Consider the following 19430-nt stretch of genomic DNA (forward strand, 5'->3'; position numbering starts at 1 on the left):
TAGAGAAGGGTAGTGGCGAAAAATTCGTATAAGAGAGGGGTTGTCTTTTGTATGGCAAGTAGGGCTTGCACTGACATCAGGATGCTATGTAGCTGAGAAAGCCACTGAATTGCATTTTCGGGCTCATATGACCCGTTGTTCCCCCTTTCCTCCTTAGGCAACACAATGTTATTTGTAAAGTTAAGGCATTATTAAATAAGGATATAGCAGAGTCGCAGAGGTAGCTAAGACCAGTTTATCACAACGAAGATACGAGGTATGATATGAAGAATCTGATGATTGTCGCAGCGACTATAATTTTGGCGCTGCTGTCGTTTGTGCTCCTGTCGCCGTGGCCAATTTGGCAGGGAACGCTTGCGGCGTGGGTAACCACTGGTTCGTTTTTCCTGCAGGTTATGCATATCATCAAAAACAAAGACACCAGCAGCCTCTCATTGGGAATGTGGGCAGTGCTATTCCTGGGCGTTTCCTGTTGGGCTGGTTATGGTTTTCGCATGGGGGACTTCCCCATTATGATATCGAACGGAATCACCGCTATGTTGGCACTTACGGTGATCTCACTCAAGTTATGGAATGAGCGCCCGATTAGTAAGAGTAATCGTTCCTGACCGGGACGCATCCTGGGAAGTAAGTAGGGCGCTTGAGCTGGTTAAAACAGCGTTTTGGCAGTTTTGAACAAATCGCTTTTAAAAGGGCGCTTCATATTTTCAATAGCATCGATAATATCGTGATGGACAAGCTTTTCGTTTTGCACGCCAACGCAGCGTCCACCATAGCCTTTTAATAACAATTCTATTGAAAAAGCACCCATGCGGGAGGCCAGAATTCGATCATAGGCAACCGGGCTGCCACCGCGCTGGATATGTCCTAAAACCGTGGCGCGGGTTTCTCGACCGACCGCTTTTTCGATATATCGCGCCAAATCGCTGACATTGCAAACATGCTCTGTAATAGCGACGATGGCGTGTTTTTTGCCTTTGGCAATGCCAGCTTGGATTTCGGCAACCAAATCTCCCGGATTAAATTTTACCTCAGGCAATACCATAAACTCACAACCACCGGCTATGGCCGCCGCCAGGGTCAAGTCACCGCAATAACGCCCCATCACTTCAACGATAGAAATACGTTGATGGGAAGAAGACGTGTCACGTAGTCGGTCAATCGCTTCTACCACGGTCTCCAGTGCGGTAAAATAACCGATAGTGTAATCGGTACCGGCAACGTCATTATCAATGGTGCCGGGTAGGCCGATGCAGGGAAATCCCGTTTCAGTTAACCGTTTTGCACCCATATAGGATCCATCGCCACCGATAACCACTAATGCATCAATTCTGCGTTTGTTCATATTTTCAATGGCAATGGCGCGGGTTCCTTCTTCTCTGAATTCAGGAAAGCGGGCAGAACCCAAAAAGGTACCACCACGGTTAATCATATCTGAAACGCTATAACGGTCCAGTTTACTTATTCGATCTTGAAACAAGCCGAGGAAGCCGTCATGGACGCCATAGACTTCTAGCCCTTGGGAAAGACCGGCACGGACCACTCCCCGGATTGCCGCATTCATACCTGGTGAATCACCACCGCTTGTCAGCACACCTATTTTTTTAATCATAACGACCTCTGAATATTAGATATGTTCATAGTTCACATTACGCTCATTTGATTTATGGCCTCTAAAAACTTCGATTATACATACAGCATAGAACGGCCATGTTCAAAAACAGGTGCGGTATCAGCGCTAACATGAATGTCTGATAGCGGATAATATCGCCGAATTTGCGAAAAAAATTAATATTAAAATAACATTTATACATACAAGTAATTATAAACAGCCATAAGGATGCTTGGAAAAAACACAGAGAAGGCGTAATTAGGTGTTTGGTTACTTTACAGTTTCATTTTTGATAAGGAGAAAACAATGGCAAATAGAAACCCTCTCAATCCCGAAAAATCCATCCCTAAGTCCGAAGGTAGCACACAACACAATAGTCGGAACGACGACGGGACTATAAGGAAAAAACGGGATAATGCAGGTAAATTTTGCAAATAATTTGTATAAGTCCGCAGGGAAAAGGTTGCCACTTGGCAACCTTAATTCCTCGGAGCCATCATGCATGGAGTCTTCACCACAAAAATCCACTCAGGGCAGCGTTTTTTCGGTTCCCATAGTTTTCAAGCTCTTGGGTCTTCGTCCCCAAGCCAATTTCTTTCAGTTTGCTATCTCCCCCGTCCAATCTTAACTTTTGGCGAGGTCAAAGCTGTCAAAGCTAAAGTAAAAGATAAAATCTTTCATTTAGATCTGTTATTTTAATCATAATGATCATTTTTGTGATGAAAGACGCTTTTTTGTGCACTATTTAGATCTATATTTCTTTCGAAATAAACGATATTACAAGGTGTGCCCACGCAAAGGAGTTTCAGAATGATTGAAATTATTACCCATGGAGCCGAATGGTTTATCGGGCTCTTTCAGGAAGGCGGGAAGACTTTTGTCGGCATGGTGACCGGTATTCTTCCTTTACTTATCAGTCTGTTGGTTGTAATGAATGCGTTAATCGTTTTTGTTGGACAAAAGCGGATAGAAGCACTGGCGCAACGTTGTGCTGGCAACCCTGTTTCACGCTATCTGTTATTGCCTGTTATCGGAACGTTTGTTTTCTGTAATCCGATGACGCTGAGCCTGGGTAGATTCATGCCCGAGAAGTACAAACCCAGCTATTACGCTGCGGCGTCCTACAGCTGTCATTCCATGAACGGGTTGTTCCCCCATATTAACCCGGGTGAGTTGTTCGTTTATCTGGGTATCGCTAACGGGCTCACCACGCTTCACCTTCCACTGGGACCGCTCGCCGTCAGCTATCTGTTGGTCGGCATGGCGACGAATTTTGTTCGGGGCTGGGTAACGGACCTTACCACGGCTATTTTCGAAAGAAAAATGCACATACAGCTTGATAGTCAGGTTCGTTTAACGGGCGGAGTCCAAAATGTCTAAGATAATAGAAGTTCATAAAGGTGAAAGTGGCTGGGGTGGGCCGCTGTTTTTGACAGCCACGGCAGGCAAAAAAATTGTTTATATTACCGCAGGCACCCGCCCGGCAATTGTTGACCGGCTAAAAGAGCTGACCGGCTGGGAAGCGGTTGATGGCTTTAAAGAGGGTGAACCGCCGGCAGACGAGATTGGTGTTGCTGTCATCGACTGTGGCGGAACCCTGCGTTGTGGGTTATATCCTAAGCGCCAAATCCCCACCATCAATATCCATGCCACCGGTAAATCCGGTCCATTGGCGCAGTTCATTACGGAAGATATTTACGTCTCCGGTGTCAGAGTGGGTGACATTCGTGCCGCCAATGATAATGAAGCACTTTCAATACCTTCAGCACTTAAGCCACAAAACGATAAACAAACTGGCGCAACCGCCGGGGCTGGCGCTAAAGGTCGTGATTACGATACCAGCAAAAAAATCACCGAACAAAGCGACGGCTTATTAGCAAAAGTGGGGATGGGAATGGGCTCAGTAGTCGCCGTCTTCTTTCAGGCCGGCCGGGAAACCATTGACACTGTACTCAAGACCATCCTGCCATTTATGGCTTTTGTCTCCGCGCTTATTGGCATCATCATCGCTTCCGGCCTGGGGGATTTTATCGCACACGGTCTGACGCCGCTGGCAAACAGTCCCATTGGTTTAGTGACATTAGCATTGATCTGCTCCTTTCCGCTCCTGTCGCCTTTTCTTGGCCCAGGTGCGGTCATCGCGCAGGTCATCGGTGTCCTGGTCGGCGTGCAAATTGGTCAGGGCCTTATCCCCCCCCATCTGGCGTTGCCAGCGTTATTTGCCATTAATGCGCAGGCCTCTGCCGATTTTATCCCGGTCGGCCTGTCGCTGGCTGAGGCCAAGCAAGACACCGTGCGGGTGGGTGTGCCGTCGGTACTGGTTGGCCGCTTCCTGACCGGTGCGCCGACTGTTCTCTTGGCCTGGGCTGCGTCCGGTTTTATTTACCAGTAAGCAATGGAAAGGGTTATGAAAACTATTTATGAATCTACGTTCGTTTCAGCTGGCGCAAATGCCACGGAATCCTTCGAGGATAATTTCATTATCACTTTTGCAGAAGGTGCACCGGCTGAAGTAGCCGAATACTGCTTTATTCATCGTCCGAATATTAATCTGGAGGCCCCCTTCAACCCGGGCTCCTTGATAACAATTGGTGAGCAAAGCTGGCTGGTCACGGCTGTTGGGGAAGTGGCAGAAACCAACCTACGTGAATTAGGCCATATCACTGTGAGATTTGACGGAGCCATAAAGGCTGAGTTTCCGGGAACGGTTCATGTCGAAGGCCCAACGCCTACATCAATCGAACCCGGTCAGAAGTTTCGTGTATTAAATGAGTAAACAGGAGAATAAAATGGATCAGGTTGCTGTAGTTATCGGTGGTGGTCAGACACTGGGCGCTTACCTGTGTAAGGGACTCGCCGAGGCGGGTTATAAAGTTGCTGTAGCCGACCTCAATGCCGGCAACGCCGACGCGGTGGCGGCGGAGATTAACCAATCTCATGGGGAGGGGCAGGCGTCCGGATTTCAGGTGGACGCCACCAATGAAGAAAGCGTTATCGCGCTGGCTAAGGCTATTGATGAGACATTTTTAGGTGCTGCAAATTTGCTTGTTTACAGCGCGGGTATCGCAAAAGCCGCACCTATCACCCAATTTGCTCTCAACGATTTTGACCTGTCGCTTCAGGTTAACTTGGTGGGATATTTCTTGTGCGCCCGGGAATTTTCAAAACTGATGATCCGCGATACTATTCCAGGAAGGATTATCCAAATTAACTCAAAATCCGGCAAAGTGGGTAGTAAACATAATTCTGGTTACAGTGCGGCCAAATTCGGTGGTGTGGGGCTGACTCAGTCGCTGGCACTCGATTTAGCGGAGTACGGTATCACTGTTCATTCCCTGATGCTGGGTAATCTGCTCAAGTCACCCATGTTCCAGTCACTCCTCCCCCAATATGCCAAAAAGCTGGGTATCCGGGCAGATGAGGTGGAGCAGTTCTATATTGACAAGGTGCCGCTCAAACGGGGGTGCGACTATCAGGACGTCCTCGATGTGCTAATTTTTTATGCAAGTGACAAAGCATCCTATTGTACGGGCCAGTCTATCAACATTACCGGCGGACAGGTCATGTTCTGACATAAGGCCGGCAGCCTGCGCTGCCGGCTTTTACCGGGAGGTTTCAGAATGAACTCAGTTAATATGCTGATATGTTTGGCGGGACTTGCTTGGGCCGGACAGATAGTGCTCGGCTGGCTGCAGATGCGGAAATTTAATGAAGCTCTGGCGCAACTGCCGGCAGAAAATCGGGTCGGGATCGGACGCTCGGGGGGCCGTTTTATGCCGCGGCTGGTCCTGGTTCTTAGTGTGGACAGCAATAATATTGTAACCCAATCCTTTATTATGAAGGGGATAACGGTTTTTTCCCGCCCGGTGGCGGAAGATAAACTTCAAGGTATGCGGCTCGAGCATATTAATCCAGAGCAACTCTATCCGCAAAGTAAAGCCATGCGAGCTGCACTGGGATTAGCTATCTCAAATAAAAGGTGATATCTTTTAAATCGAAAGATATCCCTTCCCATCACGAATATGGTTGTGCGAATGTGAATGGAATCAATAGGGGCTCAGACAGGGAAACCAGGATGAAACCAAAACAACGGCAAACTCAGATAATCGAATACCTTCACGGTAAAGGGCATACCACGGTCGAAGAGTTGATAGCGCGCTTCACTACGACTGGGACCACCATTCGCAAAGACCTTACTCACTTACAGCAACAAGGTGCGGTTATCCGGACTTACGGTGGCGTAATGCTTACCCGTGATGAGGGAGACCAGCCCATTGACAGAAAAACGTTTATCAATATTGAAAAGAAAAAGCAGATTGCTGCGTGTGCCGCGAGACTTATCTCTGAAGGCGACTCGCTGGTTTTCGATGCCGGTAGCACGGTATTACAGATGGTGCCGCACCTGGCAAAATTTAACAATATCACTGTCATGACCAACAGTCTGAGCATCGTGAATGAATTGGTCGAATTGAATAATGATCAAGTCATCCTGATGCCCGGCGGGACATACCGCAGTACTTCCGCCTCTTTTCATGGAAGTCTTGCTGAATCGGCTTTCAGCCACTTTAGCTTCGATAAATTGTTTATCGGCGCGGATGGCGTTGACCTGAATGCGGGTGTCACTACCTTTAATGAGGTGTTTGCCGTCAGCCAGGCTATGTGCCGCGCTGCCCAAAAGATCATTCTCCTTGTGGACTCCTCAAAATTCGGCCGTAGAAGTCCGAATGTAGTTTGCTCCCTTGAGTCGGTGAATGTACTGATCACAGACAGCGGCATCTCAGACGATATTACTGCGCAACTGCGTGCACGGGGTATAAAGGTCATCATTGCCGGAAAAGAAGAGTAAAGCCATGCGCGAAATCTTGATGAACGCCGCCAGAGAAACGCTGCAAACTGAGATTAATGAAATCATTTGCCTGTCTGAACGAGTTGATGATCCCTTCGTTGATGCCTGTAAACTGATACTGACGTGTCGTGGAAAAGTGATCGTCAGTGGGATCGGTAAATCAGGCCATATCGGCAAAAAAATTGCGGCCACGCTGGCCAGCACCGGTACGCCCGCTTTTTATGTTCATCCGGCTGAGGCGCTGCATGGCGATCTGGGTATGATAGCGGCGGGCGACGTGGTGATACTGATATCCTATTCAGGACATGCGGCTGAATTCCGTCGAATGATGCCGCTGTTACGTGCATTGCCTGTCGGCGTTATCGCTTTTACCGGTAATCCTGATTCACCCCTGGCCTGCAGTGCAGATCACGTTATCACAACATACGTCACGCAAGAAGCCTGCCCGCTAGGCCTTGCCCCCACTTCTTCCGCAGTCTGTACCCTCATGATGGGTGATGCCATGGCGATTGCGCTAATGAAGGCACGAAATTTCAGTGAACTGGATTTTGCGCGCACCCACCCCGCTGGTAGCCTGGGCACGCGTCTTCTCAGCCGTGTAGGCGACATCATGCGGACCAATGATAAAATTCCTCAGGTCAAGGACAATGCCACGGTTACTGATGCCTTGTTTGAGCTGACCCGAACCGGGCTAGGGCTGGTAGCTGTGATCAACAGTGATGAGGCGCTTTGCGGCGTTTTTACTGATGGCGATTTGCGCCGCTGGCTGTTAAAAGGCGGTCAACTCAACGAGGCGGTGTCGTATGCGATGACGGCAGGAGGAGTCAGTCTGAGCGCAACGCAGCTGGCGTCTGAAGCGTTGGCTTTGTTTCACGAAAAGAAAATATCAGCTGCCCCCGTTCTCTCTGTTGACTCTCGGCTTATCGGCTCCATCAGTATGCATGATATCCACGAAGCCGGCCTTTGATAACTAAGTATTTGATAGAATGGATTGGTGCTGGCAAGCCCTTATCGGCATTCACGCGCGTGATGCTGGCGCAGCTGTCACGGATTTGAGGTTCGATATTACGGTATCAGGAGCGATAATTCCAATGCCTTATGGCGGTTCAATAGTGTAGGTGCAGATTCGACATGAATTCATTTGAGCCGCAGTTAATAGGTTTTTCCGTGCGGGACGTTACCGCTACGCTCGGCAGCCCATAATCTAGGGTCCAATGGTCGCCAGAAAAAAATGGGTGAGCTCGAATATACATGTAGTTAAAAAGTACTCCTTCGTCCCTTGCTCAACTCGGTCTGTTACCCGTTAAAGTAGCCAACGGCAGTACCATTTATCTTCGGGGTGTGACAGACGTGCACGATGGTGTCGCTCCGCAAAACAAGATCGTTTACGTTGATGACTCGTCTGATGATGATCTTACGTCCGCTTGAGCAGGGGGAATGTCCAAGGCGGCGTCGAGCGATATTGAACGACAGGCCTGACGCAGTCCGTCAATCAGGCCGCCGGCCCTGCCGCGTACATGGATCATGCCGAAGGCAGGGCTCCAGTAATCCGATACAAGTGGGATACGCACAATATCTGCGGGGGGTAGTCCACCCTTAGTCGGGAGCGGATAAAGGTTAAAGACAGAATAACCGAGACCGGCGGCGACCATGTTGTACGCCATTTCGCGCGAACCGACCGTATAGCCGACACGCGGCCTGACGCCATGATGATCGAAAAGGCCGGCGTAATAACGCCGGGCGCCATCGAAATCGAGCAGGATATACGGCTCTTCCTTCAGTTCTGATAAATGAACTTCCTTCTTTCCCGCAAGATGATGAGTGGGATGCAAGCCGATGTGGAGAGGTGACTTGAACAGTTCAATAAACTCCAGCGAGGGATGAATATCGTCATTGAATGTGAATGCCGCCGACAGTTTTCCGGCGCGGACCGCTGCCGACAGCCCCTGCGAGCTCTCTTCAACGAGCTGGATATGCCCGTTCAGCATGGATTGGGACAACCGCGCTATCAGAGACGGCATAATGAGCGCGCCCGCGCTGGCAAGCACACCCAGCGAAATGTCGCGCGCCCAATCCAAGGGAATATGTGCCGCTGCTTGTTCAAAGCCGCGGTAGGCCCCGAGAAACTCTTCGGTAAGCGCCGTAAAACGCTCACCGTCCCGAGTTAGTTTCATGCCCTTGGCCGGTTCGCCGACAAACAGGCTGATATGGAGCCGGTCCTCAATAAGGCGAATGGCCTCCCGTATCGAGGAGACCGAGACCGACATGCGCTCGGACGCTTTAGCGAGCGAGCCAGTCTGTTTTACCGCCACAACGTAGCGCAGCTGCTTGATCGAATAGGACACGCATTTCCCGGATTTATCACGGTGACAGGCAATGGATAGAATACATTTTTTGTACGTATTGCGCATTATTAATGCATTTTCTCCAACGAGGTAATTTCGCTACGCTGGTCCCGTAATCAACAAACCAATCGGCACCAGGGGGGGAGGGAAATGGCAAGAAGCACGACGGCAGTATCCGCCGGCGAACAGGATGAAGCTAAGACCGGCACGCCAGGGAAAGCGGCAAGTATTGCGGCAGTAACGCTCGGCAATGCGCTTGAATTTTATGATTTCACCCTCTACAGCATTTTTGCCGCTATCATCGCCCGGCAATTTTTTCCGGCAGATACGCTGCTGGGTAGCCTGATGCTGTCGGTGGGGGTGTTCGGTGTCGGTTTCCTGACGCGTCCACTGGGAGGGATACTGATTGGAGCTTATGCCGACCGCAAGGGAAGGAAAGCCGCAATGACCCTGACCATCGCCCTGATGGCGCTGAGTACGGGTCTGCTCGCCGTTATTCCACCCTATGCGGCTATTGGCATCGCCGCGCCCTGTCTGGTGGTACTGGCCCGCCTCATCCAGGGCTTTTCCGCCGGCGGCGAAATGGGACCGGCCACCACCTATCTGCTGGAACGGGCGCCTGCCGACCGGCGGGGGCTATATACCAGCTGGCAGTCAGCCAGTCAGGGTCTGTCATTCCTGCTAGCCGGCATCATCGGTTATCTGATGACGCAAATCCTGCCGAAAGAGAGCCTGGAGGCCTGGGGATGGCGGCTGCCGTTCCTGCTGGGCGTCCTGATCGCCCCGGTCGGCATGTATATCCGTAATCGCCTTCCCGAAACATTGGAAAGCGGGCGGACGTACGGTTCGACCAGGGAAGTTCTTACCGACTTGCTCGCCGGCCATGGCCGTACAGTGATATTGGCGGGCCTCGCCATCGCGGGCGGCGCCGTCACCATGTACATTTCGAGCTATATGACCACCTATGCGATGACAACGCTCAGGCTTCCTGCCGGGGTCTCGATGCTTGCGACACTGGTGACCGGCGCGACCATGGCGATAATGAGCCTGCTGGGAGGATGGCTGTCGGATCGGTTTGGCCGCAAAGCGGTCATGATCATCCCGCGCATGCTGCTGGTCCTAGCGGCCTATCCCGCCTTCATGCTGATTACGCGGGAACAAACGGGGACCATGCTGCTCCTGATGGTCGCGCTGCTCGTGACGTTGCATTCCCTCAATGCCGGCGTGATGCTTGGCATGATCCCGGAATCCTTTCCGAGCCGGGTGCGCAGCATCGGCCTGTCTTTTTCCTATGCCGTCGCCGTCACGATCTTCGGCGGAACGGCGCAGTTTGTGGTCACCTGGCTTATCGCCGTCACCGGCAATCCGATGACGCCGGCCTGGTACCTGGTCGGCGCCAATGCCGTCGCCGTGGTTGCCATGCTGATGATGCGTGAAACGCGGCATACAGCGCTCAATGATTAAACAAGATTTGGAATATACGGTAATGAAGAACACCCTATTTAAAAAGATCGGCGAGTACCTTCCCCAATTGATCGCCATCCGGCGGGATATTCACCAGCACCCTGAAACGGCGTTCGAAGAGCGGCGAACCTCAGCGCTGGTCGCCAAAACGCTTGAAGGCTGGGGGATCGCCGTGACGCGCGGGATCGCCGGTACGGGCCTGGTTGGCACAATCCGTGGGCGTCGGCCCGGGATACGCAGTATAGGACTCAGGGCGGATATGGATGCCCTCAATATTGAGGAAGCGACCGGCCTGGCCTATTCCTCAGGATACCCAGGCAAGATGCACGCCTGCGGCCATGACGGTCATACGGCCATGCTATTGGGCGCAGCCCGTTATCTTGCCGGGGATCCCGACTTTGCGGGTACGGTCCACCTCATCTTTCAACCGGCGGAGGAGGAGGGAGGGGGAGGGCGCAAGATGATCGAAGAAGGCCTGTTCGAGCGCTTTCCTTGCGACGCCGTTTATGGCTTGCATAACGAGCCGGGACTGCCGGCCGGCCGGTTTGGCATCCGGCCGGGTCCAATGCTGGCCAATGTCGATACCTGGGCTGTCAGGTTCGCAGGCACCGGAGGGCACGGCGCGGTGCCACATCGCGCCGTGGATCCCAGCCTACCGCTGGCGCATTTTCTGCTTGGCCTGCAGACCATCATCGGCCGTAACGTTCCTGCCCGCGAGACCGCGGTTATCAGTACCGGTTATATCGCGGCGGGTCATGTACGCTCCACGAATGTCATCCCCAGTGAGATAGTGGTACGAGGCACCGCGCGCTCCTATGAGCCATCGGTCAGAAATATACTGGAACGGCGTCTCTCCGAACTGGCGGTCAATCTGGCGGCCGCGCATGAATGCACGGCTGTGGTCAGCTATGAGCGGGGATATCCCGCTCTAATCAATGCCACGGAGCAAACGCAACTCGCCGCCGCCGCCGCCGTACGCACGGTGGGTGAGGAGCGGGTCGAAGCGCTTTATCCGGCCATCACCGCAGGAGAGGACTTCGCCTACATGCTGGAGGAGCGGCCGGGAGCGTTTATGCTGATAGGCAATGGCGTAGAGGCCGACGGCACGTTTCATCACGTCCACACGCCGCGCTTCGATTTTAATGACGATATCCTGTCGTTCGGGATCGGCTATTGGATCAATATCGTAAAACTGGAATTGGTTACTGAATGAATGCTTGCTGTAATTTGGCGCGCACGCGTACGATAAGGCGTTCTGAGCAGTGATTTATATCATTATCTAACCAGTGTATAAATTAAAAGTATTCAAATTTAAGACGAGAAATCCGCAATGCCGTGTGTCTGAACATCTGCCGATCCTGCTCAGCGCTTAAAATAGGCGGTAATGGCATCAAATGCCCCAGACAGTTGAGGTAAAGTAATTTTTAGCGAAATTAATGGCGATCCTAATGCGTTAATTACCAAATAAGCAATTGATCAATGCGAATTCACGCATTTGGTGATTGATATTTTTGCTAAAATCAGCGTTACAATCGAAAAAATGGGGCGGAATTGTCTTTGACCTACTCACTGGATCTCATAAGTTTCCTCTTTCAGTCATGGATGAATTCGGCCGGAAATAACATGAAATGAATCATTAAATTATTTTTCTGCCATTGGGCTATCTGTTGTTTAAACACCCTGTAGCCAACATTTGGAATATGTCTTCGACACGGAATATATGCTGGCCCGCTTCCAGGAATCGCCCGGTACGAAGAATGATGTTACATACCTTCGTCATTGCCGCATGGGCCGCCCTTATCTGGTGGTTATCATCGATGACATCTGTGATCCCGGCCAGCCCCAGTTCGTCTTCCGTCAGGTGCGGGTAGGCGGTCGGAATGGCATATAACGGTTTCAAGATCCCAGATGAAGCGCTAAGCTCGCTGTAATGCGCTGCGAATTCAAGCACCTCCTGCCCGGAAGACATTTTCGAATGTACCAAAATGGCATCGGATTCAGAGTGCAAGTAACGTTAGGCTCGTCTCACTGCTTCCGCCATTCCCGCGCCGGCGATCAGCGCCTCAGTTCGTGCAATTATCATGAAATCGGGGCTTTGAATCGCTCGTTTAGTGGCAGCAATTTTCGCAACGAACACCTCAAGATCTTCCAGATTATGGCTGACACTGGCGGCAAGGCTTGAACGCTTGGGAAAAACCTTATCTTCGATGACGACCGCCGACACCCCTAACGCTTCCAACCGGGCACAAAAATGCTGGCAGGCAACAGGCTCTCCGCCCGTATCAACATCAACGATCAAAGGTAACATTGTCGCCGATGCTATTTCCTCAACCGTTTCAAGACGCTTTTCCAACTGACCCAGTTCAATGTCGGGAAGCGCCCGGGAAGTCGCAATGCTGAATCCCGAAATCTATAGTCCGTCGAAACGCGCAGTCTTGCCGGAGGCTATTTCCACTGCTGCTTCCGATGCCACCAGCGCGGAGAGCGGGTTATGGCATTCCATGAAGCGCAGCGTATGACCGGAAGTAAGACTGTGCTTTAATCGTGGCCGGCGTTCCTCCGGCAAGAGATGCATATCAAGTAGCGTCATTTGACAGCCTCATCGATAGCGGCTGGTGAAGTGAACGGCCCATCATAAGCAAAAGGAAAACGGATCCGCATGGGTTTCTCGCGCGTCAATTCCTCACGTACATGGGCGGCAACCCCGGCGCAACGGCCGATGATAAAGATCAGCCTGCCGATCAATGGCTCAAAGCCCATGCCCAACAGTATCGCCGCGATAGCACCGTCAACATTGACCGGAAATTTGCGGCCATGCTCGGCTTCCAGCGCCCGTTTAAGCGCACGCATCATGGCGATCTCCTGGCCGCAAATACCCAGCGTCTCCGCCTGACGCCAAAGCTCACGCGTTCTGGGATCTTCGGTATGAAAGCGATGTCCAAGACCGGGAAGCCGGCGTTTTTCCCGCTTTGATTGCGCGACCAGCCCGGCGGCCCGCTTTGCCATATCGTCCGGCGATGTCACGTCTTTGAAGGTGTCCGCCAGCATCACCATGGACGCTTCCCCTGCTCCGCCGTGAGCGTCACCTATAGCGAGCAAACCGCCCCCCACCGCCGCCTCCGGCGCACGGCGATTGCCGCTCGCAATGACGCGGGCGGTCAACATTGATGGCGATGTGGGACCATGGTCGCAGGTGGATATAATAATGGCATTGAACAGCGCGGCTTCCGCCGGGGACGGACGATGTCCGGTGAAAAGGAGATAGACAACCTCGCCAAAAGAACCCCATTGCATCAACGTTTCTATAGGCACGCCGCGAACAGCCAGGCGGCCATTGCCAAAATCCGTGATCCCCGTACGCCAGGCGGTGTGTTGCAGTTCTTCCGCTTTTTTCATCAGGCCCTCCGCTCAATTTTCGTCGATTGTGATAAAGCAGTTTCAGCCGCAATCTCGCCAAGTATATCGTCACGATCCTGATCCGCACGCGGCCCAATACGCCGTATACGACCGGGCGTACGGGAAAAACGCGGGACGACGGCATGCATCGGATAAGTGCCGAGTTCCGGGTCCTCCACACTTTCCATCACGCCACGCCCGGTTACGTGCGGATCGGTGAGCAGTTGGGCGATGTCATAGACCGGCGCGCCGGCAATCCCCTCGGTCTCGAAGGTGCCCATAAGTTCAGCTAAAGTGAATGAAACGAGTTTGTCGGCCACAATGGCGTCAATCGCATCGCCGTTTTCCACACGCGCTTCATGGCTGGCGAACCGATCGTCTTCAAGAAGATGCCCGAGCCCGAAGATACGGAAAAATTTTTCGGCCATCACGGGCGTGGACACTGAAATGACGACCCATCGATCATCCCGTGTCAGGTAGATGTTGCGCGGCGCATTGTTCGGCGAGCGGTTGCCACGCCGTTCGGGAACATGGCCAGTTAGACGATAGGCGGCGGCAACCGGTCCCAGTACGGAAACAATTGGCTCCTTTCTCATAGAACAGGTGGGGTTGTGGTGGATTGTTATCATCGATTTTTTGCAGTACGGTAAAAGATGTGATGATCACCATCCGTGTCTCACTCCGGGATGCGTTGTAAACAGCGTGACATCCGCTGGGGTTACCCTTTGTTTCTTCGCGTTTCTGGTTCGGTTGGCCGTAATAAAAGGCTCTGAGTGAGGAAAAATTAATGAAAATGCCTGATCGGCTGGTGATTGTTCATGGATTCCTGTCAACGCCTCGCCATCACTGGTTTCGCTGGCTGAAAGCGCAATTCGAAAACCAGGGAACCCAGGTTATCCTGCCTCGAATGCCTGCTCCCCGGACACCCAAGCCAGAACAATGGTTGTCCCATTTAACACACAGTGTCCCTACACCCACATGCCATACCTGGTTTATCGCCCATAGCCTGGGGTGTATTCCCTTGATGCATTATCTTGCTTCTTTAAACGAAGGGAGAGTCGTTGGGGGAGCCATCCTGGTGGCGGGGTTTGCCGAACCGGTTCCTTTATTGCCTGAACTGAATGATTTTACCCGGCAAAGAATTGATTATAGGCAACTCAAAGAGAACGTTCACCATCTTATTACGTTGCGGTCGATGAATGATGATATGGTCCCGCCTGACTTCACACTGTCACTGAGCCGCGAACTCTCTGCCGAGCTTTATAGCTTTCCTGCGGCGGGACATTTCAGGGATCGGGATGGTTTTTGCCAGTTTCCCGCTTTGTTGAAGGTCTTGCATAAGTACCTGTAATTCCTTTATATCAAGCTTTTAGCAAGCCAACAGTATCAAATCAAAATGAATTGGCCAACGCTAGCGCAGTCCCCGATTTAGCGCACAGCCAATGAGATTTCCGGCCAGTCGACCTTCAGCCTGGTTCCTGTTGAATTCAATGTTCATATGCAGCAATGACAGCGTCAGCTGCTTCGATATAACCGGCGCCTCCAGGCCCCTCAGTGATCCGGTGCTGGGCGTGGGGATCTCATGCAGGTATTGGCGCACGGTGCTGATGCCCACCGAATGTGGGAAGAAACTGAACATGAGGGCGTCGTTGGTGGAATCTTCCGTGTAGAGAACCGTCTCCGGCCGGGAGTCGATGTCCACGCCGGACATGTCGGCCAGTATGCGTCGTGTCATGGCCAGCTTGTCATAGTCACCCAGCCAGCCCAGTATCCACAGATTGTTGATCGTGGTATGCGTACCTACGGCCCGCAAGCGATCGGCCAGACGGTGGGCAGTAGCCTTGTCACCCGGCCGCGCAAACGCCAGGCCGGTCAACCGAAATAGCTGATCGTCGGCGAAAGTGACATCCGGTATTGCATCCTTCACCTTTAAGGCTATGTCGTCCAGCCGGGTGCGTATGCCCGGCAGGTCTTCCGCTGCGTGCCAGAATTCGCGCATTACGCCATGGCCATTCGATGCGCGCTGGGAAAATAGGCTACCGTTCTCACCGATCACGCAATCGACCGACCACATCCTGGCCATCTGATCGCACTAGCCCGCAGGCGCCGTGGTGACGGGTATAACTTTTACCCCCATCGCCTGTAATCGTTCGAGCGCCGCATAGGGCGTTGCGGCTAGCCTGCCCCGGTAAATCAACGTTTCATCCATATCAGTCAGGATGAAACGTACCGAGCGAAATGCATCGGCTGGGGCGGTAGAGAGGGGTAGTAGCATTGTTGCCTCGCTTGTTTCAGGTGTCGTTTTATGGCGGATAACGGAATCATGGCGCCATGTCACGGCCTTTAGGCTTCCGGGCTTTGCAGACAACTGAATATGAGTTGCTTGCAAAACTAAGGCCGTACAGCTTATAAGCCTGCCTATTCAACTCACGGCGCCGGTGGCACCTCATGAGTCGCCTACTGCGTTTCCCTTGCACCGGCCGCGTGTCCCGGCGTTAAGAATAACCAGCGGAAAACATGAAACAGCACCGGCCCGGGTAGCGCCAGCCGATACGAAGATATCTGTGGGTTTTGTTTTATTGGAAAAAATCGATGCTTTCCGGCCATATCGACAAGGTGACATCAAAACACATTATCATAACTGAGGCATATTGATATTCATGATCTGTATCCTGCAGGCAATCTGACACGGGACATGCACTGTAAACAAGCGGTTTTCGCCTGAACCCAACCAGATTATCTCATTGCGGCGATCGGTCGTTGATGATTACTCATTTCATTATGGCCCAAGGTTTCCAGTTGCCGCTGCGGGAGTATGCGGGGTAGTCACAGGCCCAGTCGGCGAGAATAAATCGTTAACTAATGCTTTCTTTATAGATGCAATATCAAAAGGGAGTATTGACAGCGATAATCTGGGTGCGTTATTTTTTACCCCCATCATATGATGTGTGAAGTAAAGAACAATGCCTCAACCGTAGGGTCCGAAAGGAGGGTAACTCCCACTATGTTATATAAGACAACAAATAAAAATAATGAGTATTAATTTCCTCAGAAAAAATCAGTATTATAAGGAGTCGATAAATGAAGGTCACACTCCACCATGAAATTCCTGGCGCAGATGAATACAATGCCTTGCGGATAGCTCTGGGGTGGGGAAGTTCAGCGCCAGATATAACCATCTTAGCTTTACAACGTTCGCTTTTCTCGGTCACTTTGCGGCAGTCCGGGCAACTGGTCGGTATGGCACGTGTGATCGGTGACGGTGGCCTAGCCTTTTATATCCAGGATGTGATAGTTACTGAACGTCTGCGCGGACAAGGATACGGAAAACGATTAATGGATGAAGTCATGGTGTTCTTACATGGCACGGCGCAGTCAGGCTCCGTGATAGGGTTAATGGCGGCGCTGGGGAAAGATGCGTTTTATACTCGATATGGATTCAACCGTCGCCCTAATGAATTTCAGGGGTCCGGTATGACGCAATTTCCAAGTGAATGGTAGCTTCAACCTTTTATGAATGCGCGAGCTCAGGTGTTTATTGAGCTTTAGGTATTGATTGGTTATATGGCTGTGATACCTTGGCTTATCTATTGTTATAGCCGTTTTTGGCATTCGCTCGATTCTCAAAACAGGCAATTTTTATTTGATTAACATTGCATAGCGATAAAACGACCTAATTGCTTCACGCTGTCTTTGCTACTACTCCAGACGGTAATAGTTTCCAGATGGTAATAGTTGAAATTTTTGTGGTTCTGAGGTGGCACATAATATCAATGAAGCATCAGCAAAAGCAGCGGTGGCTGCAGTATCGTCACCAAAAATCAAAAACTCCAGTGATGATTTAAGAACACCATTTTCATTGAACGCCGATTCAATCGCCAAGCGTTCGGCCAGGATGGCATTGATGCCTGCATGAACAATATCCGTCGGAATACCCTGGCGCCACTCCACTAGGCTGAGTAATTCATTGTGCCAGCCGGTTTTTTTAATTGCGCAATGGCCGCATTCAGACGGGCTACATCGCTGAGTTCCGGTCCAAAGTCAGAACAAATTTCCCATAAGTTTTGCAATTTTTTAGGCAGATTGGACATCGGGCCATTTTTTTTGCCTAAATTTTGCAGCAACAGTATTTCGGCGGCGACCCCCTGGGGAAGCGTTTTTGTCGCTGCGCGCCGTCAAGCCAGCGCATCAAAAAAAGATGGTCCGTGAGGGCATTACCCGCGCGCCCATCCTGCCGTGCTAAATTCAGCGCCACCAGGGCAAAAATGAAAAATGAGCTAAAAAACCGGCAACCTCTTCAGTTAGTTCCTGGTTCTGTGAAGGTGGCATATTTTTCCTTAACTCAACTCATCATAAATTGATTCTCTCTAATAAGGTAGTGTACGGTGACGTAAGGCAAGGATAAACCACCAATCTGAATATTCTTCCCTGGATGGAAAAAATTGTGCATATCAAAGCCCTTTTCTTGAGGAATTTGTTAGATATATTGTGTTCAGGCGGTTGGGCAATACTGTCCTTCTGAAAGCCTGAAGTTGACCTGAGTAACCTGATACCGGTGTCGTGATAAAGAAAAAGGGTTCAGATGAAATCATGGTGCGAGTTATTTAACCCAGTAATGGCGCTGGATATAGGGTCGCAAAACACATCTAATCTGTACTTGTATCACCTGGGGCCTCTATAAAGATGATCTGGACACTCATCTGGCTCATCCAGCGATGAGACGGACGGCAGCCACGCTTGTCTCTGTCGCCATCCCTTGAAGAAGGAATCCAGAGTAGCGCGGTCCGCGAACGTGGGAACATACAGATTCGCTTTGTCTTTTTTTCTGTACTCATCTTTTCTGGAATATTCAGAAGAAAATGAGCAAGGAAGTCGTACGGTATCTTTTAGTGCTATACGGGTAATATGGAACCAATGTTGATGGCACTTGGTAAATACTGGCTGATAAAAATAGGCCTGCCCCGGTATCACAGATAGGAATTATTGCAGAGTTAGATAACATAGCAGGTTAAGAAAATACAAAAGAATGATTGAATGAATTATGTCCCTGGTGGAATAGCACAGACGGTTGTCAAAGCGGGAGAATTCGTATTTGTCGTCGCTGCATTAGTATACGGACATGTTTACGGTATGAGAAATGGCTTAATTGAGGCGAGCTCGGCCCTCAAATATGTTTACAATCCTGGTGCGGAGAAAGTAAAAAAATTGTGAGGCATTATCCGCAGATCGAGGCCGCTGAATTGCTGGCGCAGATCTTTGCCGATGAAAAATTAAGCTTGTTGCCGCTGCGGTAATTCCGTTATAGAGATATGAGCTGGGTCTGAAAGTCATGGCGATAGGCAAGGATTACGATAGGCAGGGATTACTTTACGGATAAAGCACCAGTGACCACGCTTGAACAATTCGAACATGCAAAAGCCATGGTCAGCAAGACCGGCAAAAAATATGTGGTGTACTATAGCGAGCGATTACATGGAGAAAGCGCGGTTTTTGCGTTCAGATCATCAAAGTCGGGGCAATAAGCAACGTCATCCAGACGCTGGGCACCGGGTCGCATCGGGACGGTCACCTGGGACGGCCAGATTGGATTTATGAGCGCCGCTATTTTTTTTGCGGTATACTCTGCGATATTGCATGAGAGGTGGTCCCGGAATTGATGGTGATGTTAAAATATTGTTTAATATGGAAATTTATTCATCAGGTTTTGTATTAATCCCCGATTAAAGCCCCCAGGTCAAATGATTTTAGTTTTGCGATATTTATAAAA

20 protein-coding genes and 1 pseudogene are annotated in these 19430 nt (G+C 50.9%); 14 read left to right on the top strand and 7 right to left on the bottom strand.

The genetic code is table 11. The annotated features are described in order from the left end of the window. The first annotated feature begins 263 nt into the window (after positions 1-263). On the top strand, positions 264-608 hold the full coding sequence (locus ACL2XQ_RS10410; protein ID WP_413730053.1) for a SemiSWEET family sugar transporter: 345 nt from the start codon (positions 264-266) through the stop codon (positions 606-608). A gap of 41 nt (positions 609-649) precedes the next feature. Here the strand turns inward: ACL2XQ_RS10410 and pfkA are convergent, their stop codons facing one another. Next, entirely contained in the window at positions 650-1612 is a 963-nt protein-coding gene (pfkA, locus tag ACL2XQ_RS10415) for a 6-phosphofructokinase (RefSeq protein ID WP_413730055.1), read from the bottom strand. 810 nt (positions 1613-2422) lie between these two features. On the opposite strand from pfkA, the gene ACL2XQ_RS10420 reads away from it, so the two are divergent. From ACL2XQ_RS10420 to ACL2XQ_RS10450, 7 genes are all read left to right on the top strand, one after another. Then, the gene (locus ACL2XQ_RS10420) at positions 2423-2992 is read left to right on the top strand and encodes a PTS glucitol/sorbitol transporter subunit IIC (RefSeq protein WP_413730057.1); all 570 of its coding nucleotides are present in this window, start codon (positions 2423-2425) and stop codon (positions 2990-2992) included. After that, a complete protein-coding gene (locus ACL2XQ_RS10425; RefSeq protein ID WP_413730059.1) occupies positions 2985-4004 on the top strand; it encodes a PTS glucitol/sorbitol transporter subunit IIB in 1020 nt (339 codons plus the stop codon). Before ACL2XQ_RS10420 ends, ACL2XQ_RS10425 begins: the two co-directional genes overlap by 8 nt. A 15-nt stretch (positions 4005-4019) precedes the next feature. Beyond that, positions 4020-4388, top strand: a complete 369-nt coding sequence (locus ACL2XQ_RS10430; RefSeq protein WP_413730061.1) for a PTS glucitol/sorbitol transporter subunit IIA — start codon at positions 4020-4022, stop codon at positions 4386-4388. Positions 4389-4401: 13 nt separating this feature from the next. Then, complete coding sequence (gene srlD / locus ACL2XQ_RS10435; RefSeq protein ID WP_413730063.1) at positions 4402-5184, top strand: sorbitol-6-phosphate dehydrogenase; 783 nt, start codon at positions 4402-4404, stop codon at positions 5182-5184. Between the two features lie 48 nt (positions 5185-5232). Beyond that, positions 5233-5595, top strand: a complete 363-nt coding sequence (locus ACL2XQ_RS10440) for a transcriptional regulator GutM (RefSeq protein WP_413730065.1) — start codon at positions 5233-5235, stop codon at positions 5593-5595. Between the two features lie 92 nt (positions 5596-5687). Then, positions 5688-6458 (top strand): glucitol operon DNA-binding transcriptional repressor SrlR, encoded by a 771-nt coding sequence (srlR, locus tag ACL2XQ_RS10445; protein WP_413730067.1) that lies wholly within the window; start codon positions 5688-5690, stop codon positions 6456-6458. A gap of 4 nt (positions 6459-6462) precedes the next feature. Then, the gene (locus ACL2XQ_RS10450) at positions 6463-7425 is read left to right on the top strand and encodes a KpsF/GutQ family sugar-phosphate isomerase (RefSeq protein WP_413730069.1); all 963 of its coding nucleotides are present in this window, start codon (positions 6463-6465) and stop codon (positions 7423-7425) included. Positions 7426-7843: 418 nt separating this feature from the next. Here the strand turns inward: ACL2XQ_RS10450 and ACL2XQ_RS10455 are convergent, their stop codons facing one another. Next, positions 7844-8869, bottom strand: a complete 1026-nt coding sequence (locus tag ACL2XQ_RS10455; protein ID WP_413732588.1) for a LysR family transcriptional regulator — start codon at positions 8867-8869, stop codon at positions 7844-7846. A gap of 84 nt (positions 8870-8953) precedes the next feature. On the opposite strand from ACL2XQ_RS10455, the gene ACL2XQ_RS10460 reads away from it, so the two are divergent. Both ACL2XQ_RS10460 and ACL2XQ_RS10465 read left to right on the top strand, forming a co-directional pair. Then, the gene (locus tag ACL2XQ_RS10460) at positions 8954-10267 is read left to right on the top strand and encodes an MFS transporter (RefSeq protein ID WP_413730073.1); all 1314 of its coding nucleotides are present in this window, start codon (positions 8954-8956) and stop codon (positions 10265-10267) included. Continuing rightward, a complete protein-coding gene (locus ACL2XQ_RS10465; protein WP_413730074.1) occupies positions 10260-11480 on the top strand; it encodes a M20 aminoacylase family protein in 1221 nt (406 codons plus the stop codon). Before ACL2XQ_RS10460 ends, ACL2XQ_RS10465 begins: the two co-directional genes overlap by 8 nt. Before the next feature lie 801 nt (positions 11481-12281). On the opposite strand, the gene ACL2XQ_RS10470 is transcribed toward ACL2XQ_RS10465, so the two are convergent. Next, a complete protein-coding gene (locus ACL2XQ_RS10470) occupies positions 12282-12620 on the bottom strand; it encodes an isocitrate lyase/phosphoenolpyruvate mutase family protein (RefSeq protein WP_413730075.1) in 339 nt (112 codons plus the stop codon). 40 nt (positions 12621-12660) lie between these two features. On the opposite strand from ACL2XQ_RS10470, the gene ACL2XQ_RS10475 reads away from it, so the two are divergent. Beyond that, positions 12661-12786 (top strand): hypothetical protein, encoded by a 126-nt coding sequence (locus ACL2XQ_RS10475; protein WP_413738532.1) that lies wholly within the window; start codon positions 12661-12663, stop codon positions 12784-12786. Positions 12787-12853: 67 nt separating this feature from the next. Here the strand turns inward: ACL2XQ_RS10475 and ACL2XQ_RS10480 are convergent, their stop codons facing one another. Both ACL2XQ_RS10480 and ACL2XQ_RS10485 read right to left on the bottom strand, forming a co-directional pair. Then, positions 12854-13663, bottom strand: coding sequence for a citryl-CoA lyase (locus ACL2XQ_RS10480; RefSeq protein ID WP_413730077.1), 810 nt, complete (start codon positions 13661-13663; stop codon positions 12854-12856). After that, positions 13663-14292 (bottom strand): CoA transferase, encoded by a 630-nt coding sequence (locus ACL2XQ_RS10485; RefSeq protein ID WP_413730078.1) that lies wholly within the window; start codon positions 14290-14292, stop codon positions 13663-13665. Before ACL2XQ_RS10485 ends, ACL2XQ_RS10480 begins: the two co-directional genes overlap by 1 nt. 158 nt (positions 14293-14450) lie before the next feature. On the opposite strand from ACL2XQ_RS10485, the gene ACL2XQ_RS10490 reads away from it, so the two are divergent. Next, positions 14451-15014: an RBBP9/YdeN family alpha/beta hydrolase gene (locus ACL2XQ_RS10490; RefSeq protein ID WP_413730079.1), complete on the top strand. Its 564-nt coding sequence runs from the start codon at positions 14451-14453 to the stop codon at positions 15012-15014. A 60-nt stretch (positions 15015-15074) separates the two neighbouring features. Here ACL2XQ_RS10490 and ACL2XQ_RS10495 read toward each other — a convergent pair whose 3' ends face one another. Beyond that, complete coding sequence (locus tag ACL2XQ_RS10495; RefSeq protein ID WP_413730080.1) at positions 15075-15737, bottom strand: hypothetical protein; 663 nt, start codon at positions 15735-15737, stop codon at positions 15075-15077. A gap of 1007 nt (positions 15738-16744) precedes the next feature. On the opposite strand from ACL2XQ_RS10495, the gene ACL2XQ_RS10500 reads away from it, so the two are divergent. After that, entirely contained in the window at positions 16745-17164 is a 420-nt protein-coding gene (locus ACL2XQ_RS10500) for a GNAT family N-acetyltransferase (protein WP_413730081.1), read from the top strand. Positions 17165-17362: 198 nt separating this feature from the next. Here the strand turns inward: ACL2XQ_RS10500 and ACL2XQ_RS10505 are convergent, their stop codons facing one another. Further along, complete coding sequence (locus ACL2XQ_RS10505; protein WP_413730082.1) at positions 17363-17614, bottom strand: hypothetical protein; 252 nt, start codon at positions 17612-17614, stop codon at positions 17363-17365. 1083 nt (positions 17615-18697) lie between these two features. On the opposite strand from ACL2XQ_RS10505, the pseudogene ACL2XQ_RS10510 reads away from it, so the two are divergent. Continuing rightward, positions 18698-19295, top strand: a pseudogene (locus tag ACL2XQ_RS10510) (gfo/Idh/MocA family oxidoreductase); the annotation flags it as partial. Positions 19296-19430 lie beyond the last annotated feature (135 nt).

This window comes from Sodalis sp. RH14, assembly GCF_047324285.1.
Lineage (GTDB): Bacteria > Pseudomonadota > Gammaproteobacteria > Enterobacterales > Enterobacteriaceae > Acerihabitans.